This is a genomic window from Paracraurococcus lichenis (assembly GCF_030657435.1).
Classification (GTDB): Bacteria; Pseudomonadota; Alphaproteobacteria; order Acetobacterales; family Acetobacteraceae; genus Paracraurococcus; species Paracraurococcus lichenis.
Genome location: NZ_JAUTWS010000002.1, coordinates 278,791 through 303,496 on the forward strand (window position 1 = coordinate 278,791; position 24,706 = coordinate 303,496).

Consider the following 24,706-nt stretch of genomic DNA (forward strand, 5'->3'; position numbering starts at 1 on the left):
AGGCTGCCGGGCCGAGGAGACCCGCCCGATGAGCCAGCGCCCGCTCTTCCCGCCCGCCCGTGTCGTGCCGCTCGGCGGCGGGGCGAAGCTCATCTTCTGCTCCGGCGTCACCGCCCGGGGCAGCGCGGCGGCGGGCCGGCCGGTGCAGGACCAGGCGCGGGAATGCCTGGGCCGCCTGGAGCGGGCGCTGTCCGCCGAGGGGGTGGGGCTCGAGCACCTGCTGAAGATCACCACCTGGCTCTCCGACATGCGGCACTACGAGGGCTTCAACGAGGTCCGCCGCGCCGCCTTCGAGCGGCTGGAGACGCCGCCCGCCAGCACCTGCGTCGGCGGCGCGCAGTTCACCACCACCGATGTCTGCATCGAGATCGAGGCGATCGCGGTGCTGCCGGGGGCGGCATGAGCCTCGCGGGCCATATCCGGGCCGAGTCCGCCCGCCTCGCCGCCCTCTGCACCGCCTGCGGAGCCTGCGTGCAGGCCTGCCCGATGACGCCCTATGCCGAAGGGGTGGTGGAAGCCGGCCCGCCAGCGGTCGCCTTCGGCATGCGCGACGTTCTGCGCGACGGGGCGGGCACGCCGGCGGCGCTCGCCTGGATCGGCGCCTGCACCCGTAGCGGGCAATGCACGCCGGCCTGCCCGGAGGGGCTGGACGCCGCCTTCATGCTGCGGCTCGCGCAGTGGCGGGCCAAGGGCGCGCTCGGCGAGCCGCCGCGCATCCCGGTGAAGGAAGACACGCAGTTTTCCCCGAAGGTGAAGGGCTTCGCGCGCCTGACCCTGAACGAGGAGGAGCAGCGGGAATGGCTGTGAGCACGTCGTCGCCGTCCGATCCGGACCTCCCGGCGGAGCCTTCCGGCCATCGGACGGCCGACAGGGCCGTCTTCTGGTACGGCTGCAACATGACGCGGCATGGCGAGGTCATCCGCGCCACCACCCGCATCCTGGATCTGGTCGGGATCGAGGCCGCGCCCGCCGGCGGCCCGGCGCATTGCTGCGGCAGCCCGAAGGAGGCGAGCGCGCGCATCGCCGAGGGCATGGCCCGCCGCACCGTCGAGGCCTTCAATGCCAGCGGCCGCGACACCGTCGTCACCTGGTGCCCCTCCTGCCACATGAACATGCAGGACGGCATGGCGCCGGTGACGCCGACGAATTTCGAGACGGTGCATGTGACGGAGGCGCTCTGGGCGCGACGCGACCGCCTGGCGCCGCTGCTGGCGCGGCCGCTCGAGGCGCGCGTCCTGGTCCACGTGCATCACGGCTTCAACGGCCGTGTCGCGGTGAACGAGATGGTGCCCGGGCTGCTGCGCCTGATCCCGGGCGTCACGGTGCTGGAGCATCCGTATCGCGCGCCCGGCCACATGTGCAGTTCGATCGCCGCCGTGCCGGGCGCGCTGGCGGATGCGCAGCGCGCGACGCTGGCCGCCATGGCGGAGGTGGGCGCCGATACCCTCGTCACCATCTTCCATTCCTGCCACCGGGAGAGCGCGGCGCTGGAGCGCCACGGCATCCGCGTGCGCAACTGGATCCACCTGCTGGCCGAGAGCCTCGGCATCCCGGCGGAGGACGAATACAAGGCCTGGCGCAATGCCGAGGACCCGCGCGCCGCGGTCGGCGAGGCGCGGATCGCCGCGGCGGGCGAGACGGTCTTCACCCGGCTGCTCGAGCCCGAGCTGCGCAGGCCGCCCACCGTCTGACCGGCGGCGGCTCAGCGCCGCAGGAAGAACACCGCCGTCATCGCCAGGCCGAAGACGATGACGAAGGCCCGCAGCACCGGCGCCGGCAGCCGCCGCGCCAGCACCGCGCCGCCATAGCCGCCGATCACCGCGGCGACCAGCATCACCAGCGTCTCCGGCCAGCGCACCGGCCCCCAGAGCGCGAAGCAGAGCACGGCGACGGCATTCGCGGCGCTGACCAGCAGCGTGCGCGCCGCGCTCATCGCCCGGATGTCGGCATGGCCGAGCAGGCTCCAGACCGCCATCATCATGATGCCGACGCCGCCGCCGAAATAGCCGGCATAGATCGCCAGCACGATCTGCGCCGCCAGCACGGTGCCGCGGCCGATCCGCACATGCCGCCGCAGCGCCTCGCCGAGCTGCCGGCCGAAGGCGAAGGCCAGCGTTCCCGTCAGCAGCAGCCAGGGCAGCAGGTCGTCGAAGGCGCGCTGCGGCGTCGCCAGCAGCAGCACCGCCCCGGCCAGGCCGCCGGCGAAGCTGATGCCGATCAGCCAGGGAAGCGGGATGCCCTCGAAGGAACGGAATTCCTGCCGCCAGGCCCAGGCGCTGGCCAGCGTCCCCGGCAGCAGCGCGACTGTCGAGGAGGCATTGGCCGCGACCGAGGGCATGCCGGCGAAGACCAGCGCCGGGATGGTGACGAAGGAGCCGCCGCCGGCCGCGGCGTTCATCGCGCCGGCCAGCAGCCCGGCGCCGAAGACGAGGAGCAGGGAGAGCATGCCGCAGCCTGCGCCCGCCGCCGCGCCGCGTCAGCCCTCGACCGTCAGGTTCAGCCGTTCCGTGATCTCGGTCCATTCACGCAGGTTGCGCGCGACCTGCGCCTTGAAGGTCGGCGGGTCCTGGTAGCTCGGCACGGTATCCACCGCGAGCAGGCGGCGATGCGTCTCGGGCTTCGCCGCAGCGATGCGGAAGACCTCCGCCAGCCGGTCGAGCACCGGCTGCGGCGTCCGCGCCGGCGCCAGCAGGCCGCTGAAGCCGCCGAAGGAGAAGCGTTCGGAAAAGCCGACCTCCTTCATCAGCGGCGTCTCGCCCAGCGCCGGGACGCGCCGGTCGCCCGCCGTCATCAGCGTCCGGATGCGGCCCGCCCTGATCATCTCCCCGGCCGCGGCCATGGAGTGGAAGCCGCCATGGATCTGCCCGGCCAGCATGTCCTGCAGCATCGGCGTCTCGCCGCGGTAGGAGACGTGCTCCATCTTCAGCCCCGCTTCCTCGGCGACCAGCAGCGCGAAGGCATGGCCGGTCGAGCCCTGGGCATAGGAGCCGAGCGAGAGGTCGCGCCCCCTGGCCCAGGCGGCGAAGTCCGGCCAGGTCCGGATCGCCTCCGGCACCTTCGGCCCGACGCAGAAGCTGATCGAGGTTGTGCCGAGCCGCCCGATGGGCGCGAAGTCATGCACGGGGTCATAGGGGAAGCGGCGCATCACCACCGGCGTCTGCACATGCGTGGTGATGGTGAAGAGCAGGGTATAGCCGTCCGGCGCGGCCTTGGCCGCGGCCTCGGTGCCGACGAGACCGCCGGCGCCGCCGCGATTCTCGATGACGACGGGCTGGCCGAGTTCCGGCTGCATCCCCTCCGCCGCGATGCGCGCCCAGGTGTCCGTGCCGCCGCCCGGCGGGAAGGGCACGATGAAGCGGACGGGGCGGTCGGGGTAGCCGGTCTGGGCGGTCCCCTGGGCAGTCCCCTGGGCGAGGGCCGGCGCGGCGAGGCCGGCGGCGGCGAGGCCGAGGAGGTGGCGGCGGTGCATGGGCGTCTCCCGATGGCGTGGCGGGCCGTCTGCGCGGCCCCTTGCCGTGCAGGGTGGCCCGCGGCCGCGCGCGGCTCAAGCCAGGCTCACCCGGTCGCGTAGAGGTCGAGGCTCTGCGCCAGCTCCTCCCATTGCCGCAGGGTGCGCTCCACCGAGCGGCGGAAGGTCGCCGGATCCTCGTAGCCCGGCACCGTGTCGATGGCGCGCAGCCGGCGCAGCGTCTCGGGATGCGTGGCGACCGCGCGGAAGGCCTGGGTCAGCCGGTCCAGGATCGGTTGCGGCACGCGTGCCGGGGCGAAGAGGCCGGTGAAGCCGGTGAAGTCGAAGCGGCGGGAATAGCCGAGCTCGAGCAGCGTCGGCACCTCGGCGGCCAGGGAGGGCACGCGCTCCGGCCCGCCGGTCGCCAACGGCCGGATGCGCCGCGCGCGGATCATCTCGCCCGAAGCCGGCATGCCGTGGAAGCCGCCATGGAAGCTGCCGGCCAGCAGGTCCTGCAGCATCGGCGCCTCGCCGCGATAGGCGACCTGCGTCACCGTCAAACCGGCCTCCTGCGCCAGCAGCAGGGCATAGGCATGGCCGGTGGAGCCCTGGCCATAATTGCCGAAGGCCAGCTCCCGCCCGCGGCCCCATTCGACGAACCGGGCGAGGGTGGTAACGGAGGCCGGGACGCTGGGCCCGACGCAGAAGGTGATGGCTGTCGTGCCGAGGCGCCCGAGGGGGAAGAAGTCCTTCACCGGGTCATAGGGGAAGCGCCGGAAGGTCACCGGCGCCTGCACATGGGTGGTGATGTTGTAGAGCAGGGTATAGCCGTCCGGCGTGGCCTTGGCCGCCGCCTCGGCGCCGACCAGGCCGCCGGCGCCGGCCCGGTTCTCGATCAGGATCGCCTGGCCGAGCTCGGCCTGCATGCCCTCCGCCACCATCCGCGCCCAGACATCGGTGCCGCCGCCGGGCGGGAAGGGCACGATGAAGCGGATGGGGCGGTCGGGGTAGCGCGGCGCGGCCTCCTGCGCGGCGGCGAGTTTGGGAATGGCGAGCGCCTGGGCAGCGAGGCCCAGGAGGGGGCGGCGTCGCATGCGTCTGTCCTCCCGTGAGGCGGCGCTCTCCGGCGCCGGCGCGGGCAGGCTAGACGAGACGGCGGGACAGTTGCGAAACCTAATGTTGGTGATGACGGCGCCGACGCTCCGCCGCCGTGGCGTCGCCGGGTCCGCCCCCGCGCGGGGGCAGGGATGCCCAGGCCGCTCGTCGCGGCCGGGATCAGCCCTCCACGGTCAGGCCGAGCCGGTCCACCAGCCCCTGCCAGAAGGCCTGGTAGGCCGCGATGTCGGCGCGGAACTCCTCGGGGCCCAGGTACTGGGCGATGGTGTCCGTCTCCGCCATGCGCCGCAGCACCTCCGGCCGCTGCATGGTCTGGCGGAAGGCGTCCACGAGCGCGGCCAGCACCGGCTCCGGCACCTTCAGCGGCGCCCAGAGGCCGATGAACCCGGCATTGCCGAAATAGTCGGGATAGCCGAGGGAGACGAAGCTCGGCACGGCGGGCATGCTCGGGATGCCGGCGCGGCCGAGCGTCGCCAGCGGCCGGATGCGGCCGGAGCGGATCTGCTCGCCCGAGGCGGTCATGGAATGGAAGGCGCAAGCGACGCGGCCGCCGAGCACGTCCTGCAGCATCGGCGCCTCGCCCCGGTAGTGGACAGGGACCATGTCGAGGCCCTCAAGGTCGGAGAGCGCCTGGGCGAAGGCATGGCCGGAACTGCCGGGGGCATAGGTGCCATAGGGCAGTTGCTTCCCCCTGGCATAGGCGACGAACTCGCGGAGCGTCGTGACCGGGAGGTCCGCGCGGACGCAGAAGGGCAGGGGCGTCGTGCCGAACTTGCCGATGGGCGCGAAATCCTCGGGGCGATAGGGCCAGCGGCGCAGCACCACCGGCGTCTGCACGAAGGAGGCGATGTGGAAGAGGATGGTGTAGCCGTCCGGCGCGGCATTCTTCACCGCCTCCGTCCCGATCATGCCGCCGGCGCCGGCGCGGTTCTCGATGACCAGGGGCTGGCCGAGGATGGCCCCCATGGGCTCGGCGACGAGGCGCGCCCAGATGTCGGTCGCGCCGCCCGGGGGCAGCGGCACGACCATGCGGATCGGGCGATTCGGCCAGGAAGGCTGCGACTGGGCCCGGGCGAGGGCCGGCGCGGCAAGCAGCGCGGCCGCGAGGCCGGGCAGGTGGCGGCGATGCATGGACGTCTCCTGGCTTGGCCGTCTCCGCGGCCCCGATAACGCCAGGGTGAAGCGAGGCGGCCGGCCGCTCAAGCCCCGCCGCCGCGGCAAAAAGAAGCCCGCCAGCCCCATGGGGATGGCGGGCGAAAGTCAACAGGGAGGCTTCACGTCTGGGAGACGAAGGGGTTCGGGGCAGGGCCCCGAGTTACCCTGACCGACCGATCAGGTCGGACGACCAAAGCCTACGCCCGCAGGGCCCATGCTGGTCTGGTCAAACCTGCCACCACCCATGCGCAAAGTGCATATCAATGCGTGCCCGTCAGTTCCGCGACTAGGAAGTCGCGGAAGACCGAGACGCGCTTGGAGTGCCGCATCTCCTCGGGATAGACGAAATAGGCATCGAGGCGCGGCGCCTTCAGCTCCGGCAGCACCTGCAGCAGCCCTTCCAGCTCCTGCCCCATGTAGTCCGGCATGGCGGCGAGGCCGAGGCCGCTCTGCACCGCCTTCAGCATGCCCGAGAGGCTGTTCACCTCGACCGCCGCGCGCCGCGGCGCGCCGGGCCGGCGGCCGGCTTCGCTCAGCCAGTTCACCTCGTCGATCGGCGGCCGGTGGTCGCCCCAGATGATGAGGCGATGGGCGTCGAGATCCTCGGCCCGCTGCGGGACGCCGGCCTGCTTGAGATAGGCGGGGGCGCCGACAATCCGCCAGCCGAAGCTCGCGAGGTGACGCTGGATCAGGTCGGGCTGCCGCGGCGGATGCATGCGGATGGCGACGTCGGCCTCCCGCATGGCGAGGTCGAGGTCGCTGTCGTCCATCAGCAGCGTGACGCTGACATCCGGATAGAGCGCGAGGAAGTGGGAGAGCCTCGGCGCCAGCCAACTGCTGCCGAAACCTGTGGTGCTCGTCACCTTCAGCCGCCCCGCCGGCCGCTCGCGGCTCTCGGTCAGCAGCGCCTCGGTCATGGCGAGCTTGGCGAAGACCTCGCGCACCGTGCGGTTCAGGGTCTCGCCCGGCTCGGTCAGGATCAGGCCGCGGGCATGGCGGTGGAAGAGCGGCACCTGCAGCGCCTCCTCCAGCGCCTGGATCTGGCGGGAGACGGCGGATTGGCTGAGGTTCAGCGTCTCCCCCGCATGGGTGAAGGAGCCGGCCTCGGCCACCGCGTGGAAGACCCGCAGCTTGTCCCAGTCGAGCGGCATGGTCAGGTCCAGGCCTCGACCGCCGGGGCCGATTCGGGCATGTGCGCCAGCCATTTCTCGGCCTCGAGCGCGGCCATGCAGCCGGTGCCGGCGGCGGTGACGGCCTGGCGGTAGATGCGGTCCTGCACGTCGCCGGCGGCGAAGACGCCGGGGATGGTGGTGCGGGTGCTGCCCGGCTCGGTGACGATGTAGCCTTCCGCATCCATGCCGATCTGGCTGCGGAACAGCGCCGTCGCCGGGTCATGGCCGATGGCGACGAAGACGCCGTCGAAGGGGCGCTCGGCGACCTCGCCGGTCCGGAGGTTGCGGGTGCGCACGGCGCGGAGCGCGCGGAACTTGCCTTCCGTGCCCAGCATCTCCTCGACCACCGTGTCCCAGAGCACGGCGATATTGGCCTTGGCCGCCACCCGTTCCTGCAGGATCCGCTCGCCGCGGAAGGCGTCGCGGCGATGGATCACCGTGACCTCCCTGGCCAGGTTCGAGAGGTAGAGCGCCTCCTCCATCGCCGTATTGCCGCCGCCGATGACCGCCACGCTCTTGCCGCGGAAGAAGAAGCCGTCGCAGGTGGCGCAGGCGGAGACGCCGAAGCCGCCGAGCGCCGATTCGCCCGGCACGCCGAGCCAGCGGGCCTGCGCGCCCGTTGCGATGACCAGGCTGTCGGCGAGGTAGGTATCGCCCGAATCGCCGATCGCCCGGATCGGCCGCGCGGCGAGGTCGATCCGCGTCACCACGTCCTGCAGGATCGCCGCGCCGCAATGCTCGGCCTGCGCCCTGAACTGATCCATCAGCCAGGGGCCCTGGATCGGCTCGGCGAAGCCGGGGTAGTTCTCCACATCGGTGGTGATGGTGAGCTGCCCGCCGGGCTGCATGCCCGCGACCACCAGGGGTTTCAGGCCGGCGCGCGCGGCATAGATGGCCGCGGTGTAGCCGGCCGGGCCGGCGCCGAGGATGAGGAGTCGCGTACGGAGGGTCTGGGGCAAGGCTCGATTCCCGGCAGTCAGGGCGCAACAAGCATATTTGTCAGGCGAGGGGGCGTCACAAGCACAAGCCTTGCGGCGCAGGCGGCGAGCAATGATATTGCGCCCCGAGCCTTCGCACGGCAACGAATCATGAGAGCATGAGCGCCGATCCCGACTCTTCCCTGGACGAGGTGGACCGCCAGATCCTGGCCGAACTGCAGGCCGATGGCCGGATGACCAATGTGGAACTGGCGCGGCGCGTCGGCCTCTCGGCGCCGCCCTGCCTGCGCCGCGTCCGGCGGCTGGAGGAGGAGAGGGTCATCCGCGGCTACCATGCCGACCTCGATCCGGTCGCGCTGGGCTACGAGATCACCTTCTTCGCCCTCGTCGGGCTGGAGAGCCAGAAGGAGGCGGTGCTGACCGCCTTCGAGGCGCGCATGCGCGACTGGCCCGAGGTGCGGGAGTGCCACATGATCCGTGGCGGCGGCGACTTCCTGCTGCGCCTGGTCGCGCGCGACACGGCGCATGAGAACGCGCTGACGGCGAAGCTGACCGCCGCCGACGAGGTGGCGCGGGTGCAGACGCTGCAGACCATCCGCACCTCGAAGGACGAGGCGGGGGTGCCGATCGGGGCCTGACGGGCCCCGGCGCGGCGGCAGGAAACGGGTCATCCTCGGCGGCCATCCTCCCGCGCCGCGCCGGAGACGAGAGATCTGATGCCCGACCTGATGCCCGCCCTCGCCAAGGAGGCGCGACTCGACGCGGCGGCGCGCCATGTGGGCGATCCCTGGCTGCCGCAGCATCCCTATTTCGACGCGGCCGAGGCCGGCTTCGACATCCTCTGGCGGACCATCGAGCCGCATCTCGCCGGCGCCGACTTCACCTGCGTGCTGGACCTTGCGACCGGCCGCGGGCGGAACGCGCGGCGCCTCCTGCCGCTCGCGCGGCGGCTGATCCTGGTCGATATCCGGCCGGAGAACATCGCCTTCTGCCGCGACCGCTTCGGCGACGACCCGAAGATCACCTACATCGCCAACAACGGCTACGACCTGCGCGAGGTGCCGGACGGCAGCGTGACGCTGCTCTACAGCTTCGACGCCATGGTGCATTTCGACAGCGACGTGGTGCGCGCCTATCTGGGCGAGGCGCGGCGGATCATGGCGCCGGGCGCGCGGGCCGTCCTGCACCATTCCAACTATGTCGGCGGCGAGGACTGGCTGCGCGCGCCGCACTGCCGCAACTTCATGTCGCGCCCGCTCTTCGCGCACTATGCCCGCAAGGAGGGGCTGCGGGTGCTGCGGCAGGAGGTGATGGAGTGGGGCGGAATCCCGCGCCTCGACTGCATCAGCCTGCTGCAGCGGGACTGATCAGCGGGGATCCCAGGGGTTCAGCACCTCGATGCCGGCGGCCAGGAAATCCCCGGTATTGCGGGTGGCGATGCCGAGGCCATGGACCTGCGCCGTCGCCGCGATGAAGAGGTCGGGCTGCGGGAAGGTGTGCCGGCGCGCCCTGCCGTCCTCCACCATCCGCCGCCAGGCGAGCACGACCGCCTCGTCGATGTCGAGCACGCGGCCGGCGAACCAGCCCCGCAACTCCCGGTCGAGCCACTCCGTCAGCGCACGGCGGAACGCCTCATCCGGTGCGAGCCGCTCGATGCCGAAGCGGATCTCGGCGAAGGTGACGCAACTCACGAACAGGCTGTCGTCGGGCTGGGCCGAGACCCAGGCGCGGACCTGCGGGCTGCAGCGCGGCTTGCGCAGCTCCGACAGGACGTTGGTGTCGAGGATCCAGCCCTTCACAGCTCCGCGTCGCGGACCGGCAACCGCGGCCCGGGCTCGCCGAACTCGATGTCGAGGTCCCGTAGGGGCGAGGTCTGCATGAGTTCGAAGAGGCTCCGGCGCGGGGTGGTCAGCCGCGCGTAGTCTTCCGCCGAGAGCACGACAACCGCATCGCGGCCATGCACCGTCACCCGCTGCGGCCCGTGCCGCTGCGCCTCGCGCACCAGCGCGCTGAAGCGGGCCTTGGCGTCCTGCAGCTTCCAGGTTCCGGGCGCGGGGTTGTGACCATCCATCGCGATCAGACTAGTCTGACCGGAATGCCGGCCGCAAGCGCGGCGCATCCATCGCCCGGCCGCGCCGTTCTCCCTGCAGAGGGCAAGGAGACCAGCGCATGACCACCACCGGCGAGATTCGCCCGCACATGGAGATCATCGGCTCCGACGGCGCCCATGTCGGCACGGTGGACCGGCTGGAACTCGGGCATCTCCGCCTGACCCGGCGGGACGATCCCGACGGCAGCGGCCGGCACCACCACAGCCTGCCGCTCTCGGTCGTGGCGGAGGTCGAGGCCGGACGGGTGCGCCTGACCCTGCCGGCGCAGCAGGCCCGCGCCATGGCGGTAGGCGGCATGACCCTGCCGGAGGCTTTGGAAGGCGCCGTCACCGACGACGAGCCGGGCGAGCGCGACGATGGCGCCGGGGTCTCGCCCATGGGCGACCAGGCCGGCACCGGGACGGGCAATATCCATGGCGGCGGCATTGCCGGCCCCGGAAGCCTGCCGGGCTGGGGCACCGGCCAGGGCACCGCCGGGTCCGGTTTCCCGGACGACCCCAACATGGACCGGCATGGCGGCAGCGATCCCGGCCGGGTCAGGTAACGGCTTCGGCCGGCACCAGGGCCGTGGCAAGGGATGGGGGAGAGGACCCTTGGACGCGCGCCGCCCCGATGCGGCGCGAAGGCAGCGCTAGCCGCGCCGCACGACGTACTTCCCTGCCTCGAGCGCCGCGATGATCGCATTGCCCTGGGCAGTGTCGCGCACCTCCACCATCAGGTGCAGTTCGGTGCTCTGCACCGTCGGGGCGCCGAAGAGCTGCTGGTGCTGGACCTCGATGACGTTCCCGCCGAGCGCCGCGATGCGGGCGGAGATGTCGGCCAGCATGCCCGGCCGGTCCGGGATGTCGAGGTGCAGGCGCAGGATGCGGCCGTCACGCAGGAGCTGGCGCAGCAGCACGTTGGAGAGGGCCCGGGCATCGATGTTGCCGCCGCAGACCGTCGTGCCCACGGCCTTGCCCTGGAAGCGCTCGGGGTAGGTCAGGATGGCGGCGAGGCCGACCGCGCCGGCCCCTTCCGCCACCACCTTCGCGCCCTCGGCGAGCAGCGCGATCGCCTCCTCCACCGCGCGCTCCGGCACCACCAACACCTCGACCCCCATCTGGCGCAGCAGGGCGAAGGGCACCTCGCCGACGTCGCGCACGGCGATGCCCTCCGCGACGGTCGGGCCGCCGACCGAGACGGGCTGGCCGGCCAGGCGCTGCGCCATGGCGGGGTAGCCCTCCACCTCCACGCCATAGACCGGCAGGCCGGGCCGCAGCTCCCGCGCCGCGGCGGCGCAGCCGGTCAGCAGGCCGCCGCCGCCCACCGGGAAGACCAGGGCGTCGAGGGCCGGCGCGTCCTCCAGCATCTCGAGCACCATGGTGCCCTGGCCGGCGATCACCCCGAGGTCGTCATAGGGGTGGACGAAGGTCAGGCCCTCCTTCAGCGCCAGCTCATGGGCATGGGCGGCGGATTCCGCGAGCGTCTCGCCATGCAGGACCACGCGGGCGCCCCAGCCCTCGGTCCGGACGACCTTGGTGGCGGGGGTGAATCGCGGCATCACGATCGTGGCCGCGATCCCGGCCAGCGAGGCATGCCGTGCCACGGCCTGGGCGTGGTTGCCGGCCGACATGGCGATGACGCCTGCCGCCCGCTCCCGCGCCGTCATCAGGGCGATGCGGTTGGCCGCCCCGCGCTCCTTGAAGGCGCCGGTCGGCTGCAGGTTGTCGAGCTTGAGGAAGACCTTCGCGCCCACCGCGCGGGAGACGGCGTGGGAGGGAATGGTCGGGGTGCGGAGAACGGCGCCCTCGATCCGGGCCGCGGCGGCGCGCACATCGGCCAGGGTGACGGACGGGGCGGCAACCCCTTCGGAGGCGAGGGCGCGCAGGGGCAAGGCGAGGATCCTTCGCGGCGGGTCTCCGGGCAGGCTCGCGACCGCCCGGTAGCAGGGTGGCGCCCTATACGCCCGATCCGCGAGGAAGGCGACGCATGCTGCTGCACCGCAGCAGGCGACTTTGGTCCATGACGAAAGGCCGGCGGGGCCTCGCTAAGCAAACCCCTCGGGGTTTGCGCTGCAACAAGGCCCTAAGCAGGCTTTCGCTTCAAAGGGTTGGGTCGCACGAAGTGTGGCCCAACCCGCGAAAGCCTGCTTAGGCTCCGGTCCCGCCGAACGGCCCGTGCTCCGCCCATCGCCTCACCGGAAGGCGACCGCGGTGATCTCATAGGCCCGCGCCCCGCCCGGGGCCGGGACCTCGACGCTGTCGCCGACCTTCTTGCCGATCAGCGCCTTCGCCAGCGGGGAGGAGATGGAGATGGAGTTGTGCTTCATGTCGGCCTCATGGGCGCCGACGATGCGGTAGGTCTTCTCCTCCTCGGTCTCCTCGTCAACGATCGTCACCCGGGCGCCGAACTTCACCTGGTTGCCGGAGAGCTTGGAGACGTCGATGACCTCGGCGGCCGGGATGATGGTCTCGAGCTCCATGATCCGGCCCTCGATGAAGGACTGCTTCTCGCGCGCCGCGTGGTATTCGGCGTTCTCCGAGAGGTCGCCATGGGCGCGGGCCTCGGCGATCGCGCGGATCACCGCCGGCCGCTCCTCGGCCTTCAGCTGCTTCAGTTCCTCTTCCAGCTTCGCCAGACCTTCCGCGGTCATGGGGAACTTCTGCACGGCAAGCCCTTCCTTACGAGCAACTCAGGTGAAGTCTGCGCGGTTCGCCCGCCGGGACGCGACGAAATTCGTCCTCCGGCCGTCCCGCCCTTCGGACGAGCGCATGCGTCACCGGGCCAGGACGGCGAAGGAAGACCGAGCAGCCGGGCATGGGGGCGCGGGCCGCCTGAGGGCGCAGGACAATTGCACCCCGGCGGGCCGCGCCGAAACCCGACACCGTCCGCTCAGAATGAACGACTAAAATAGGACTGCAGCGGCGCAACATCAAGGGTGCCGGCCCGCAACGCCGCTATCGCGTGTACCGCCGCGCGGGCACCCGCGGCGGTTGTGTAGTGCGGCACCCCATGGGTCAGGGCGGAGCGGCGGATGTCGAAGCTGTCCGCCACGCTCTGCCCGCCGCCGGTGGTGTTGATCACGAGCTGGATGTCGCCCGACTTGATGGCGTCGACGCAGTGCGGCCGGCCTTCCAGCACCTTGTTGATGATCTCGCAGGCGAGGCCGGCGTCGCGGATGCGCGCCGCCGTGCCGCGCGTCGCCACCACGGTGAAGCCCATGTCGATCAGCCGCCGGGCGAGGACCACCGCCGCCGCCTTGTCGCTGTCCTTGACCGAGACGAAGGCGGTGCCGGCGAGCGGCAGCTTCACCCCGGCGCCGAGCTGCGACTTGGCGAAGGCGCGCTCGAAGCTGGCGTCCAGCCCCATGACCTCGCCGGTGGACTTCATCTCCGGCCCGAGGATGACGTCGACATTGGGGAAGCGGTTGAAGGGGAAGACCGCCTCCTTGACCGCGACATGGCGGTAGATCGCGTCGTCATCGAGGCCGAATTGCGCGAGCCTGGCGCCGGCCATGACCTCGGCGCCGATCTTGGCGACGGGCACGCCGGTCGCCTTGGCGACGAAGGGCGCGGTGCGGGAGGCCCGGGGATTGACCTCGAGCACGTAGATCTCGCCGTCCTTCACCGCGTACTGCACGTTCATCAGGCCGACGACCTTGAGCGCGCGAGCCATCGCCTCGGTCTCCGCCTTCAGCTCCGTCACGATGGCGGGCGGCAGCGAATAGGGCGGCAGGGAGCAGGCGCTGTCGCCGGAATGGATGCCGGCTTCCTCGATATGCTCCATGACCCCTGCGACATAGACCTGGCCCGCGGCGTCGGCGATGCAGTCCACATCCACCTCGATCGCGTCCTGCAGGTACTGGTCGATCAGGATCGGGTTCTCGCCCGAGACCTTCACCGCCTCCTGCCCGAAGCGGCGGAGCTGCTCGGCATTGTGGGCGATCTCCATGGCACGGCCGCCGAGGACGTAGCTGGGACGCACGACGACGGGATAGCCGATGCGCTCGGCCTCCCGCACCGCCTCATCCAGGCCACGTGCCGTGCCGTTCTGCGGCTGCTTGAGGCCGAGGCCCTTGAGGAGCTGCTGGAAACGCTCGCGGTCCTCGGCGATGTCGATCGCTTCCGCCGAGGTGCCGAGGATCGGGATGCCCGCCTTGTGCAGCGCCTGGCTCAGCTTCAGCGGCGTCTGGCCGCCATACTGCACGATGCAGCCGAGCAGCGTGCCCTTCTCCTGCTCCTTGCGGATCAGGGAGATCACGTCCTCGCCCGTCAGCGGCTCGAAATAGAGGCGATCGGAGGTGTCGTAGTCGGTCGAGACCGTCTCCGGGTTGCAGTTGACCATGATGGTCTCGAAGCCCGCATCGCGCAGCGCGTAGCAGGCATGGACGCAGCAATAGTCGAACTCGATCCCCTGGCCGATGCGGTTCGGCCCGCCGCCGAGGATGACCACCTTCCGCGCCTCGGTCGGCCGGCTCTCGCAGACCGGGGTGCCGAAGCCGCCCTCATAGGTCGAGTACATGTAGGGCGTCTCGGAGGCGAACTCCGCCGCGCAGGTGTCGATGCGCTTGTAGACCGGGGTGACGCCGAGCGCGAGGCGATGCGCCTCGACCTGCGGCTCGGTCCGGCCGGTGAGCTGGCCGAGCCGCCGGTCGGAGAAGCCGAGCGCCTTCAGCCGGCGCAGCGCGGTCGCCGTGCTCGGCAGGCCCTCGGCCTTCACCTGCGTCTCGGCCGCGACGATCCGCTCGACCTCGCGCAGGAACCAGGGATCGAATTTCGACGCCTCGTGGATTTCCTCGAGCGAGACGCCGGCGCGCATGGCCTGGGCGGCCATCAGGATGCGGTCGGGCTTCGGCGTGGCCAGCGCCGCATGGAAGGCCTGTGCGCTGCCATCGCCCGGCACCGCGACCTCGTCGAGGCCGGAGAGGCCGGTCTCAAGGCCGCGCAGGCCCTTCTGCAGCGCCTCGGCGAAGCTGCGGCCGATGGCCATGGTCTCGCCTACCGACTTCATGCTGGTGGTCAGCGTCGGCGGTGTGCCGGGGAATTTCTCGAAGGTGAAGCGGGGGATCTTCACCACGACATAGTCGATGGTCGGCTCGAAGGAGGCGGGCGTGACCTTGGTGATGTCGTTTGCCAGCTCGTCGAGCGTGTAGCCGACCGCGAGCTTGGCCGCGACCTTGGCGATGGGGAAGCCGGTCGCCTTGGAGGCGAGCGCCGAGGAGCGCGACACCCGCGGGTTCATCTCGATGACCACCATGCGCCCATCGGCCGGGTTGATGCCGAACTGGACGTTGGAGCCGCCGGTATCGACGCCGATCTCGCGGAGACACGCGATGCTGGCATCGCGCATGCGCTGGTATTCCTTGTCGGTCAGCGTCAGCGCGGGGGCGATGGTCACGGAATCGCCGGTATGGACGCCCATGGCGTCGAGGTTCTCGATGGAGCAGACGATGATGCAGTTGTCCGCCTGGTCGCGGACCACCTCCATCTCGAACTCCTTCCAGCCCAGCACGCTCTCCTCGATCAGCACCTCCGACGTCATGGAGGCCGCGAGGCCGGCGGTGACGATCTGCTCGAACTCCTCCTTGTTGTAGGCGATGCCGCCGCCCGTGCCGCCGAGGGTGAAGGAGGGGCGGATGACGCAGGGCAGCTTGACCTGCTCCAGCGCCTCCCGCGCCTCGGCCATGCTGTGGGCGATGCCGCTGCGCGGGCTCTCGATGCCGATCTTCGCCATGGCATCGCGGAATTTCAGCCGGTCCTCGGCCTTGTCGATGACCTCGGCCTTGGCGCCGATCAGCTCGCAGCCGTATTTCGCCAGGATGCCGGCCTCGGCCAGCTTGAGGGCGGTGTTTAGCGCGGTCTGGCCGCCCATGGTCGGCAGCAGCGCGTCCGGCCGCTCCCTGGCGATGATCTTCTCGACCATCTCGACCGTGATCGGCTCGATATAGGTCGCGTCCGCCAGGCCGGGATCGGTCATGATCGTGGCCGGGTTGGAGTTCACCAGGATGACGCGGTAGCCCTCGGCGCGCAGCGCCTTGCAGGCCTGGGCGCCGGAATAGTCGAACTCGCAGGCCTGGCCGATGACGATCGGGCCGGCGCCGATGATGAGGATGGACTGGATGTCGGTGCGCTTCGGCATGGGGGGCGTTCCGGCTAGAACTGGCGTGATGGGGATTGGCCGGGGGCCAGGCATTCGGGCCGCGTGCGGCCCTCGGGCGGCAGCAGGCGGGAGATGCCGCGGCGGGTGCGCTCCGCCTCGCATTGCGCGCGGATCTGCTCCGGCGTCGGGTCGGTGGCGCAGGCCGCGAGCAGGGCCAGCACTGCGAGGAGGAGGGCGCGGGTCACGGCCGCCGCTCCTCCCAGCGTGCCGCCAGCAGCAGGGGCGGCAGCAGCAGGACGTGGCAGAGCAGCACGAGGATCGTCGTCGGCAGCGGTTCGCCCGGCGCGGCGTACCAGGCGCTGATGCCGTTGAAGACGATGCTGATGCCCCAGGCGCGCCAGGCGGCCTGGCGCGGCGGGGAGATGCGCTTGAAGGCCATGGCGAGCACGGCGAGCGACAGCCCGGTCCAGGAGAGCGCCAGCAGGGCGACGAGGGCGATCGTCATGCCGCGCGCCCCTGCGTCGCCAGCTTGAGCGCGAGCAGGCCGAGCGCCGCGCCGAGCACCCAGCGCTGCACGGCGAGCCATTCCGGCCGCTCGCCGAGGAAGCGGGCCGTCGCGGCGGAGCCCCAGACCAGCAGCGCGTCGAACAGGGTGCAGACGGCGATCTGCACGGCGCCGAGCACCGCGCCCTGCAGGAAGACGTCGCCGCGCGCGGGGTCGATGAAGGGCGGCAGCACGGCCATGTAGAAGAGCGCGACCTTCGGGTTCAGCGCCGCCGTGGCGGCGCCGACGACGAAGAGGCGCGATGCGGGCTCCTTCGGCATCGGCCGCGGGGCGAAGAGCGGCTGGCCGCCCGGCCGCACGCTCTGCCAGGCCAGGAACAGCAGATAGGCCGCGCCGCCGAGGCGCAGCACGTCCCAGGCATAGGGGATGGCGAGCAGCGCCGCGGTGATGCCGGCGGCGGCGCAGAGCATGATGGCGAGCGAGCCCGCCTGGCAGCCGAGGAGCGAGACCATCCCCGCCCCGGTCCCCTGCGCGAGGGAGCGCGAGACGAGATAGAGCATGTTCGGCCCCGGGGTCAGGGCGAGGCCGAGCGAGAGGGCGGCGAAGACGAGGAGGGTCTCGGGGGAGGGCACGGCTCAGCCGTTGACCGAGAACCCGCCATCCACCGGGATGGCGACGCCGGTGACGAAGGCGGCCGCGTCGCTGGCGAGGAAGGCGGCGATGCCCTCGAAATCCTTCGGGTCGCCCCAGCGGCCCTTCGGCGTGCGCGCCAGGACATTGGCGTTCAGCGTCGGCATGTCGGCCCGCGCCTTGCGCGTCAGGTCCGTGTCGATCCAGCCGGGCAGCAGGCAGTTCACCGTGATGCCGTCGGGGCCCCAGGCGACCGCCATGGACTTCGTCATCTGCACCACGCCGCCCTTCGACGCGCCATAGGCGGCGTGGAAGGGCAGGCCGAAGATGGAGAGCATGGAGCCGTTGTTGATGACACGCCCGGCGCCGCCCGCCTTCAGGTGCGGATGCGCCGCCTTGCTGGCCAGCATGGCGCTGGTCAGGTTGGTCGCGATCACCTGGTGCCAGTCGGCGAGGTCATAGACCTCCGGCCGGTTGCGGATGTTGATCCCGGCATTGTTGACCAGGATGTCGAGCCGCCCGAAGCGCGCCACGGTTGCCGCCACTATGGCGTTGACGCTGGCCTCCTCGGTCACGTCCGCCACCACGCTGTCGGCCTCGGCGCCGAGCGCGCGGAGTTCGGCAACCGCGGCCTCGTTCTTGTCCTGCTTGCGGCCGGCCACCATGACGGCGGCGCCGGCCTTCGCCAGCCCGCGGGCGAGGCCGAGGCCGATGCCGCCATTGCCGCCGGTGACGAGGCCGACGCGGCCCTTCAGGTCGAACATCCCGGTCATCCCCCCTTGGTCTTCTCGATCAGGTCCACGAAGCGGTGGAACAGGTAGTGGCTGTCCGTCGGGCCCGGCGAGGCTTCCGGATGGTACTGCACCGAGAAGGCCGGACGGTCGGTCGCGGCCAGCCCTTCGTTCGAGCCGTCGAAGAGTGAGACATGCGTCACGCGCACGTTGGAGGGCAGGCTGCGCTCGTCCACCGCGAAGCCGTGATTCTGGCTGGTGATCTCGACCTTCCCCGTGGTCAGGTCCTTGACGGGTTGGTTGGCGCCGCGGTGGCCGCGGTCGAGCTTGTAGGTCTTCCCGCCGAGGGCGAGGCCGAGCAACTGGTGGCCGAGGCAGATGCCGAAGACCGGCACGCGCTTCTCCAGCACCTCGCGGATCGCCGGCACGGCATATTCGCCGGTCGCCGCCGGGTCGCCGGGGCCGTTCGAGAGGAAGACGCCGTCGGGATCGTGTCGCAGGATCTCCTCGGCGGTCGCGGTCGCCGGCACCACCGTGACGTCGAGGCCGGCGGCGGCGAGGCAGCGCAGGATGTTGCGCTTGGCGCCGTAATCCACCGCGACCACTTTGTGCTTCGGCGCCGCCTGCCGGCCGAAGCCCCCCGCCGGGGAGCGGTAAAGCTCAGGAGTCCAGGCCCATTCCGTCTCGTCCCAGTGATAGGGCTGGCGGCACGAGACTTCCTTGGCGAGGTCCATCCCCTCCAGCCCCGGCCAGGCCGCCGCCTGGGCGCGCAGCGCGGCCAGGTCGAAGCGGCCATCGGCGGGAAAGCAGATCACGCCGTTCGGCGGCCCGCCGTCGCGGATGCGCACGGTCAGCGCGCGGGTGTCGAGGCCGGCGATGCCCGGCACGTCATGGCTCTTCAGCCAGAGGTCGAGGTGGCGGGTGGAGCGCCAGTTGGCCGGCTCCGTCACGTCCTGCTTGACGACGAGGCCGCGGGCGACCGGCGTCGCCGCCTCCAGGTCCTCGGCATTGGTGCCGACATTGCCGATATGCGGGAAGGTGAAGGTGATGATCTGCCCGGCATAGGAGGGGTCGGTCAGGGTCTCCTGGTAGCCCGTCATGCCGGTGTTGAAGCAGACCTCCGCCACCGGGGCCTTGCCGGCCGGGGTATGGGCGCCGAAGCCGCGGCCCCAGAAGACGCTGCCGTCGCCGAGGACGAGGCAGGCGGTCGCGCCCTCGGGCACGCGGGTCTCCTGCATGCCCGAGGGGACGGCGTCGGGGGCGGTCTCGGTCTGGGGCATGGGGGTCTCCGCGCGGGACTCGGGGGCGCCAAAGGGGGTGGTATGGGGCGCGCCGGGAAGGTCGGACAGGGACAGGCCGGTGGCGGCCAGGATGGAGGGCCAGTGCCGGGGCGGGATGGCGCGCGCCTGGCGCCATTTGCGCACCGCCTCGGTCCCGATGCCGCAACGCTGCGCCGCGGCATCCGGGCCACCGAGCAGGGCGATGATATCTTCGACCGTCCGCATGCCCGGAGATCTATGGGAAACCAGTTCCCAGTTCAATGCTCAATCCGGCGACTGGGAAATCTCTTCCCAGGCGTCCGGCGCAGCGCTTCCCCATCCCGTGGCCCGGCATGCTAAAGGCCGCGGCCCATCGGAATACAGAAGGACTGCCGCCATGGCCGAGGACCTCCGCACCCGCTTCACCGAGGCGCTGAAGGCCGCGATGCTCGGCAGGGACACCGCGAAGACCTCCACGATGCGGATGATCCTGGCCAAGCTGAAGGACACCGACATCGCCGCCCGCCCCTCCGGCGTGGACAAGGTGCCCGACGAGCAGATCGTCGCCATGCTGCGCGGCATGGCGAAGTCCCGCCGCGAATCGGTGGACCTCTACCGCCAGGGCGGGCGGGAGGAACTGGCCGCGAAGGAGGAGGCGGAGATCGCCGTCATCGAAGCCTTCCTGCCGCAGCAGATGGACGAGGCCGCGACCCGGGCCGCCATCCAGGCCGCGATCGCCGAATCCGGTGCCACCGGCATCAAGGAGATGGGCAAGGTCATGGCCGTGCTGCGGGCGAAGCACGCCGCGAGCATGGATCTCGGCAAGGCGGGGCCGCTGGTGAAGGCGGCGCTCGGCGGGTAAGGGCGGGAGGGGAGGGAACTCCCCTCCCGCACCCACCCCACCTTTTTCTGTGAGTCTGGACGCTGAAACAGCGGACTCGGAGAAAAAGGAGGGATGTGGGGGTACGGGGGGAAGGGAGTTCCCTCCCTTCCCCCCGGGCAACCCGCATAATAGAGGCCCATGGCCCTCCCGCCCGCCTTCCTCGACGAACTCCGCGCCCGCACCCCGCTGCATGGGCTGATCGGCCGCAAGACGCGCCTGGCCCGCAACGGCCGGCAATGGAAAGGCTGCTGCCCCTTCCACAACGAGAAGACGCCGAGCTTCTACGTCTACGACGACCATTTCCACTGCTTCGGCTGCGGCGCCCATGGCGACGCCCTCACCTTCCTCATGCGGGCGGAGGGCGCCTCCTTCCCCGAGGCGGTGGAGCGACTCGCCGCCGAGGCCGGGATGGAGGTGCCGAAGCCCACCCCCCAGGTTGCGGCGCGGGAGAAGCGGGCGCGCGACCTGCATGGCGTGCTGGCCGCGGCCGAGGCGGCCTATCGTCGCCGCCTCTTCCTGCCGGAGGGGCGGGCGGCGCTCGACTATCTCCGCAAGCGCGGCCTCTCCGACGAGACCATCGCCCGCTTCGGCCTCGGCTGGTCCGGCGAGGGGCGCGGGGCGCTGGCGGCCGAGCTGAAAGCCGAGGGGATCGAGCCGCCGCAACTCGTCGCCGCCGGCCTGATGAAGCCGCGCGACCCGGACCGGCCGGAGGCCGGGCTCTCCGACATGTTCTTCGGCCGCGTCATGTTCCCGATCCGCGACCGCCGCGGCCGGACCATCTCCTTCGGCGGTCGCATCCTGGGTGACGGGCAGCCGAAATACGTCAACGGTCCGGAAACCGAGCTCTTCCACAAGCGGCAGGGGCTCTACGGGCTCGACCTGGCGCGGGAAGGGGCCTTCCGCGGGGCCGCGCTGCTGGTTGTCGAGGGCTATATGGACGTCATCGCCCTGCACCAGGCCGGCTTCAGCGGGGCGGTGGCGCCGCTCGGGACGGCGCTGACGGCGGAGCAGCTCGAGCTGATCTGGCAACTCAGCCCGGAGCCGGTGCTGTGCTTCGATGGCGATGCCGCCGGCGCCCGCGCCGCGGCCCGCGCGGCGGACCTCGCCCTGCCGCTGCTGAGCCCTGAGCGCAGCCTGAAGCTGGCGACGCTGACGGGCGGCGAGGACCCCGACACGCTCCTCCGCAAGGGCGGGCCGCGCGCCTTCCAGCCGGTGCTGGACGCGGCGAAGCCCCTCTCGGCGGCGCTCTACGACCTGCTGACGGCCGGCCGGCCCCGGCAGACGCCGGAGCAGCGGACGGTGCTGCGCAACCTGCTGGAGGAGGCGGCGCGGCGGATCCCCGACAAGGTGCTGTCGGGCGACTATCGCCGCACCCTGCTGGACCGCCTCTTCGCGGAAACCCGGCGGCCCTTCGCCCCCGCCGGCCCCCGTCGCCGCCCCTGGCCCGGCCGGGGGGAGCGGCCCATGGGCATCCCCAATCCGCCAAGGGCTCCCATCGACCTGCCGGGCATCCAGCTTGAGCGCGCCCGTAACCTTCTCGCGATCCTGCTCCGCCATCCGCTGCTGCTGCCGGAGGTGGAGGAGTCCCTGATGACGCTCGACCTGCCGGAGGGCGATTGCCGGGCACTCCGGACTGCCATGCTGGACTGGCTGGCGGCGGCGGAAACGCTTGACTCGGCAGCCTTGACAGGCCACCTCGCCCAATGCGGGATGGGGAATGCTGTCAACTGGGCCACCCGGGCCACTGGGCTCTGCGCCGCGGCGCATCCCGCGGCCCAGCCGAAGGAGGCACTGGACGGCTGGTGGTATTTCTTCGGCCTGCTGCGAGGCGAGGCGGAACTGCTGGACGATCTGGCCAGGGCTGAACGGCGTCTTGCCGAGACATTCGACCCGGATGCGCAGCGGCAGGTGATCCGGCTGAAGGGCGTGCTCGATGCTTTCCGGAGCGGCGAGTTCGACCCCGCGCTGGACGAGGGGCCCGTCCCGGGTCCCAAGGCATCGCGTGCAGATACCATAGGGTAGAGGGACCTCGATCGCGCGCCCTGTGGGGCGGGGCGCGCGGCGCGTCGATGGAGCGGACGGTATGGCGAGCAAGGTCACGGGCGGTACCGAGACTGTCGAGACCCGCGATGAGGTGGTGGAGGGCGTGTTGCTCGACACTATGACGGCCGCGGTCAAGAAGCTCATCACCCGCGGCAAGGAGCGGGGCTATGTCACCTATGACGAGGTCAATGCCGCGCTGCCGCAGGATCAGGTCTCGTCCGAACTGATCGAGGATACCCTCGCCAATTTCTCCGAGATCGGCATCAGCGTCGTCGAGGCCGAGGAGAGCGAGGAGGGCGAGGCCCAGCCCGTCGCCAAGGCCAATGGCGAGGAGAAGGAGAAGGAGGAGGACGAGGAGGGCAGCGGCAACGTCGACGAGGAAAGCCTCGGCCGCACCGACGACCCCGTCCGGATGTACCTGCGGGAGATGGGCAGCGTCGAACTGCTCTCCCGCGAGGGCGAGATCGCCATCGCCAAGCGGATCGAGGCGGGGCGGGACATGATGATCGGCGGGCTCTGCGAGAGCCCGCTCACCTTCAAGGCGATCGTCGCCTGGCATGAGGCCGTCAAGGAAGGCCGCATGCTGCTTCGCGACATCATCGACCTCGAGGCGACCAATGCCGCCGACACGCCCGATGGCGGCCCGACCGAGCAGCCCGAGGAGTTCGAGGAAGGCGAGGAGGGCGAGGGCCTCGGCCTCTCCCTCTCCGCCCTCGAGGAGAAGCTGAAGCCCGAGGCGCTGGCCGCCTTCGAGGCGATCGAGGCAGCCTATGCCAAGTTGCAGAAGCTGCAGCACAAGCGCATGGAGGCCTATACCGCCGGCGAGGACCTGCAGGGCAAGTCGGAGAAGACCTACGAGAAGGCCCGCGCCGAGCTGGTGGCGCTGGTGGAGAAGGTCCAGCTCCACAACAACCGGATCGAGGAGCTGGTCGAGCAGCTCAAGGGCCTGAACCGCAAGCTGACCGCGCTGGAAGGCCAGGTCCTGCGCATGGCCGAGGCCAGCAAGGTCAAGCGCGAGGAGTTCCTGCAGCACTGGCGCGGCGCCGAGCTCGATCCCGCCTGGTTCGAGCGGCTGTCGAAGCTGAAGGGCAAGGCTTGGCAGACCTTCATTCTCCGCTCGAAGGATGACGTGGAGTCGGTGCGGGGCCAGATGGCCATCGTCGCCAACGACACCAACCTGCCGATCGGCGAGTTCCGCCGGGTCTATGCCACGGTCAGCCGCGGCGAGCGCGACATGACCCAGGCGAAGAAGGAGATGATCGAGGCCAACCTCCGCCTCGTCATCTCCATCGCCAAGAAATACACCAACCGCGGCCTGCAATTCCTGGACCTGATCCAGGAAGGCAATATCGGCCTGATGAAGGCGGTGGACAAGTTCGAGTACCGCCGCGGCTACAAGTTCAGCACCTATGCGACCTGGTGGATCCGGCAGGCGATCACGCGGTCCATCGCCGACCAGGCGCGGACCATCCGCATCCCGGTCCATATGATCGAGACGATCAACAAGCTGGTCCGGACCTCGCGCCAGATGCTGCACGAGATCGGCCGCGAGCCGACGCCGGAGGAACTGGCGGAGAAGCTCGGCATGCCGCTCGAGAAGGTCCGCAAGGTCCTGAAGATCGCCAAGGAGCCGATCAGCCTCGAGACGCCGATCGGCGACGAGGAGGACAGCCATCTCGGCGACTTCATCGAGGACAAGGCGGCGATCATCCCGCTCGACGCCGCCATCCAGTCCAACCTGCGGGAGGCGACGACGCGGGTGCTCTCCTCGCTCACGCCGCGCGAGGAGCGGGTGCTGCGCATGCGCTTCGGCATCGGCATGAACACCGACCACACGTTGGAGGAGGTCGGGCAGCAGTTCAACGTGACGCGCGAGCGCATCCGCCAGATCGAGGCCAAGGCGCTGCGCAAGCTGAAGCACCCGAGCCGCAGCCGGAAGCTCCGCAGCTTCCTGGACAACTAGGCCCGGCGTCTGGCCACATGACGCCCGCCATGCGAGGAACATGGCGGGAAAGTCCAAGGGGTCCGCGCGTGGCGGTGAGCATGGCGTCGGAGACGATCATCCCGGTCGCGGTGGACGTGACCTTCCTCCGCATGGACCGCCCGCCGGAGGCGGCGGCGCCCGCGCTGCCGCCGGATGCCGGCGTGGTCCGGGCGGTGCGCTGCACCACCGGCTTCTACCGCTACCTCTACCACACCGTCGGCCACGACTATGTCTGGTGGCTGCGGCGCACCCTGCCGGATGCGGAACTGGCGGCGATCCTCGCGGACCGGGGCGTCACCATCCATGTCCTCTACCGCGACGGCGAGCCGGCCGGCTTCTACGAGCTCGACCGGCGCAACCGGCCCTCCATCAACCTGGCCTATTTCGGGCTCATGCCGCATGCCATCGGGCAGGGGATGGGCCGCGCCTTCCTGCGCCATGCGGTGGATACCGCCTGGGCCGAGCAGCCGCGCGCCCTGACGGTGAATACCTGCACCGCCGACCATAGGCGGGCGCTGCCCAACTACCACGCGGTCGGCTTCGGCCGGCTGCGGACGGTGCGGGAGATCTGGCAGGTGCCGGCGCGGCTCGGCTTGCCGATCCCGGAGCGGCTGCGCTACCGCTGACGCCCGCGCCGGACGCCGTCGGACGGG

Annotated in this window: 26 protein-coding genes; 10 read left to right on the forward strand and 16 right to left on the reverse strand. The window is 71.0% G+C overall.

Features of this window, described 5'->3' with window-relative positions:
• The first annotated feature begins 28 nt into the window (after positions 1 to 28).
• Genes Q7A36_RS03240 through Q7A36_RS03250 form a run of 3 tightly spaced genes read left to right on the forward strand, consistent with a single transcriptional unit; the run spans position 29 to position 1,691 of the window.
• A complete protein-coding gene (locus Q7A36_RS03240) occupies positions 29 to 403 on the forward strand; it encodes a RidA family protein (protein WP_305102210.1) in 375 nt (124 codons plus the stop codon).
• Positions 400 to 807, forward strand: a complete 408-nt coding sequence (locus Q7A36_RS03245) for a 4Fe-4S dicluster domain-containing protein (protein ID WP_305102211.1) — start codon at positions 400 to 402, stop codon at positions 805 to 807. Before Q7A36_RS03240 ends, Q7A36_RS03245 begins: the two co-directional genes overlap by 4 nt.
• Positions 798 to 1,691: a (Fe-S)-binding protein gene (locus Q7A36_RS03250; RefSeq protein WP_305102212.1), complete on the forward strand. Its 894-nt coding sequence runs from the start codon at positions 798 to 800 to the stop codon at positions 1,689 to 1,691. Before Q7A36_RS03245 ends, Q7A36_RS03250 begins: the two co-directional genes overlap by 10 nt.
• An 11-nt stretch (positions 1,692 to 1,702) precedes the next feature.
• Here the strand turns inward: Q7A36_RS03250 and Q7A36_RS03255 are convergent, their stop codons facing one another.
• The 6 genes from Q7A36_RS03255 to trxB form a co-directional block, all read right to left on the reverse strand.
• Positions 1,703 to 2,446 (reverse strand): sulfite exporter TauE/SafE family protein, encoded by a 744-nt coding sequence (locus tag Q7A36_RS03255; protein ID WP_305102213.1) that lies wholly within the window; start codon positions 2,444 to 2,446, stop codon positions 1,703 to 1,705.
• A 30-nt stretch (positions 2,447 to 2,476) separates the two neighbouring features.
• Positions 2,477 to 3,469 (reverse strand): Bug family tripartite tricarboxylate transporter substrate binding protein, encoded by a 993-nt coding sequence (locus Q7A36_RS03260; protein ID WP_305102214.1) that lies wholly within the window; start codon positions 3,467 to 3,469, stop codon positions 2,477 to 2,479.
• Between the two features lie 86 nt (positions 3,470 to 3,555).
• A complete protein-coding gene (locus Q7A36_RS03265; protein WP_305102215.1) occupies positions 3,556 to 4,542 on the reverse strand; it encodes a Bug family tripartite tricarboxylate transporter substrate binding protein in 987 nt (328 codons plus the stop codon).
• Between the two features lie 181 nt (positions 4,543 to 4,723).
• Positions 4,724 to 5,695: a Bug family tripartite tricarboxylate transporter substrate binding protein gene (locus tag Q7A36_RS03270; RefSeq protein WP_305102216.1), complete on the reverse strand. Its 972-nt coding sequence runs from the start codon at positions 5,693 to 5,695 to the stop codon at positions 4,724 to 4,726.
• A 284-nt stretch (positions 5,696 to 5,979) separates the two neighbouring features.
• Positions 5,980 to 6,870 (reverse strand): LysR family transcriptional regulator, encoded by an 891-nt coding sequence (locus tag Q7A36_RS03275; protein WP_305102217.1) that lies wholly within the window; start codon positions 6,868 to 6,870, stop codon positions 5,980 to 5,982.
• Between the two features lie 2 nt (positions 6,871 to 6,872).
• Positions 6,873 to 7,850, reverse strand: coding sequence for a thioredoxin-disulfide reductase (gene trxB / locus Q7A36_RS03280; RefSeq protein WP_305102218.1), 978 nt, complete (start codon positions 7,848 to 7,850; stop codon positions 6,873 to 6,875).
• A gap of 137 nt (positions 7,851 to 7,987) precedes the next feature.
• Here trxB and Q7A36_RS03285 point away from each other — a divergent pair, with 137 nt between their 5' ends.
• Both Q7A36_RS03285 and Q7A36_RS03290 read left to right on the forward strand, forming a co-directional pair.
• A complete protein-coding gene (locus Q7A36_RS03285) occupies positions 7,988 to 8,467 on the forward strand; it encodes an Lrp/AsnC family transcriptional regulator (protein ID WP_305102219.1) in 480 nt (159 codons plus the stop codon).
• A 78-nt stretch (positions 8,468 to 8,545) separates the two neighbouring features.
• Positions 8,546 to 9,196: a class I SAM-dependent methyltransferase gene (locus tag Q7A36_RS03290; protein WP_305102220.1), complete on the forward strand. Its 651-nt coding sequence runs from the start codon at positions 8,546 to 8,548 to the stop codon at positions 9,194 to 9,196.
• Here Q7A36_RS03290 and Q7A36_RS03295 read toward each other — a convergent pair whose 3' ends face one another.
• Both Q7A36_RS03295 and Q7A36_RS03300 read right to left on the reverse strand, forming a co-directional pair.
• Entirely contained in the window at positions 9,197 to 9,628 is a 432-nt protein-coding gene (locus Q7A36_RS03295) for a type II toxin-antitoxin system VapC family toxin (protein WP_305102221.1), read from the reverse strand.
• Positions 9,625 to 9,900: a type II toxin-antitoxin system Phd/YefM family antitoxin gene (locus tag Q7A36_RS03300; RefSeq protein WP_305102222.1), complete on the reverse strand. Its 276-nt coding sequence runs from the start codon at positions 9,898 to 9,900 to the stop codon at positions 9,625 to 9,627. Before Q7A36_RS03300 ends, Q7A36_RS03295 begins: the two co-directional genes overlap by 4 nt.
• 98 nt (positions 9,901 to 9,998) lie before the next feature.
• On the opposite strand from Q7A36_RS03300, the gene Q7A36_RS03305 reads away from it, so the two are divergent.
• Positions 9,999 to 10,484 carry a DUF2171 domain-containing protein gene (locus tag Q7A36_RS03305; RefSeq protein ID WP_305102223.1) on the forward strand — a complete coding sequence of 162 codons (486 nt, stop codon included), beginning with the start codon at positions 9,999 to 10,001 and terminating at the stop codon, positions 10,482 to 10,484.
• An 87-nt stretch (positions 10,485 to 10,571) separates the two neighbouring features.
• Here Q7A36_RS03305 and Q7A36_RS03310 read toward each other — a convergent pair whose 3' ends face one another.
• From Q7A36_RS03310 to carA, 8 genes are all read right to left on the reverse strand, one after another.
• Positions 10,572 to 11,813: a threonine ammonia-lyase gene (locus Q7A36_RS03310; RefSeq protein ID WP_305102224.1), complete on the reverse strand. Its 1,242-nt coding sequence runs from the start codon at positions 11,811 to 11,813 to the stop codon at positions 10,572 to 10,574.
• Between the two features lie 300 nt (positions 11,814 to 12,113).
• A complete protein-coding gene (greA, locus tag Q7A36_RS03315; protein ID WP_305102225.1) occupies positions 12,114 to 12,587 on the reverse strand; it encodes a transcription elongation factor GreA in 474 nt (157 codons plus the stop codon).
• Positions 12,588 to 12,811: 224 nt separating this feature from the next.
• Entirely contained in the window at positions 12,812 to 16,057 is a 3,246-nt protein-coding gene (carB, locus tag Q7A36_RS03320; protein ID WP_305102226.1) for a carbamoyl-phosphate synthase large subunit, read from the reverse strand.
• Between the two features lie 14 nt (positions 16,058 to 16,071).
• A complete protein-coding gene (locus tag Q7A36_RS03325) occupies positions 16,072 to 16,263 on the reverse strand; it encodes a hypothetical protein (protein WP_305102227.1) in 192 nt (63 codons plus the stop codon).
• Positions 16,260 to 16,523, reverse strand: a complete 264-nt coding sequence (locus Q7A36_RS03330) for a hypothetical protein (RefSeq protein ID WP_305102228.1) — start codon at positions 16,521 to 16,523, stop codon at positions 16,260 to 16,262. The genes Q7A36_RS03325 and Q7A36_RS03330 overlap by 4 nt, the downstream gene beginning before the upstream one ends.
• Complete coding sequence (locus Q7A36_RS03335; RefSeq protein ID WP_305102229.1) at positions 16,520 to 17,155, reverse strand: LysE family translocator; 636 nt, start codon at positions 17,153 to 17,155, stop codon at positions 16,520 to 16,522. Before Q7A36_RS03335 ends, Q7A36_RS03330 begins: the two co-directional genes overlap by 4 nt.
• A 3-nt stretch (positions 17,156 to 17,158) precedes the next feature.
• Complete coding sequence (locus tag Q7A36_RS03340) at positions 17,159 to 17,917, reverse strand: SDR family NAD(P)-dependent oxidoreductase (protein ID WP_305102230.1); 759 nt, start codon at positions 17,915 to 17,917, stop codon at positions 17,159 to 17,161.
• A gap of 5 nt (positions 17,918 to 17,922) precedes the next feature.
• Positions 17,923 to 19,389, reverse strand: coding sequence for a glutamine-hydrolyzing carbamoyl-phosphate synthase small subunit (gene carA, locus Q7A36_RS03345; protein ID WP_305102231.1), 1,467 nt, complete (start codon positions 19,387 to 19,389; stop codon positions 17,923 to 17,925).
• A 151-nt stretch (positions 19,390 to 19,540) separates the two neighbouring features.
• Here carA and Q7A36_RS03350 point away from each other — a divergent pair, with 151 nt between their 5' ends.
• The 4 genes from Q7A36_RS03350 to Q7A36_RS03365 all read left to right on the forward strand — a co-directional run bounded on the left by Q7A36_RS03350 (position 19,541) and on the right by Q7A36_RS03365 (position 24,679).
• Positions 19,541 to 20,005: a GatB/YqeY domain-containing protein gene (locus Q7A36_RS03350; RefSeq protein ID WP_305102232.1), complete on the forward strand. Its 465-nt coding sequence runs from the start codon at positions 19,541 to 19,543 to the stop codon at positions 20,003 to 20,005.
• A gap of 159 nt (positions 20,006 to 20,164) precedes the next feature.
• On the forward strand, positions 20,165 to 22,048 hold the full coding sequence (gene dnaG, locus Q7A36_RS03355; protein WP_305102233.1) for a DNA primase: 1,884 nt from the start codon (positions 20,165 to 20,167) through the stop codon (positions 22,046 to 22,048).
• Positions 22,049 to 22,109: 61 nt separating this feature from the next.
• Complete coding sequence (rpoD, locus tag Q7A36_RS03360) at positions 22,110 to 24,032, forward strand: RNA polymerase sigma factor RpoD (protein ID WP_305102234.1); 1,923 nt, start codon at positions 22,110 to 22,112, stop codon at positions 24,030 to 24,032.
• A gap of 80 nt (positions 24,033 to 24,112) precedes the next feature.
• On the forward strand, positions 24,113 to 24,679 hold the full coding sequence (locus Q7A36_RS03365; RefSeq protein ID WP_305102235.1) for a GNAT family N-acetyltransferase: 567 nt from the start codon (positions 24,113 to 24,115) through the stop codon (positions 24,677 to 24,679).
• Positions 24,680 to 24,706: the final 27 nt, after the last annotated feature.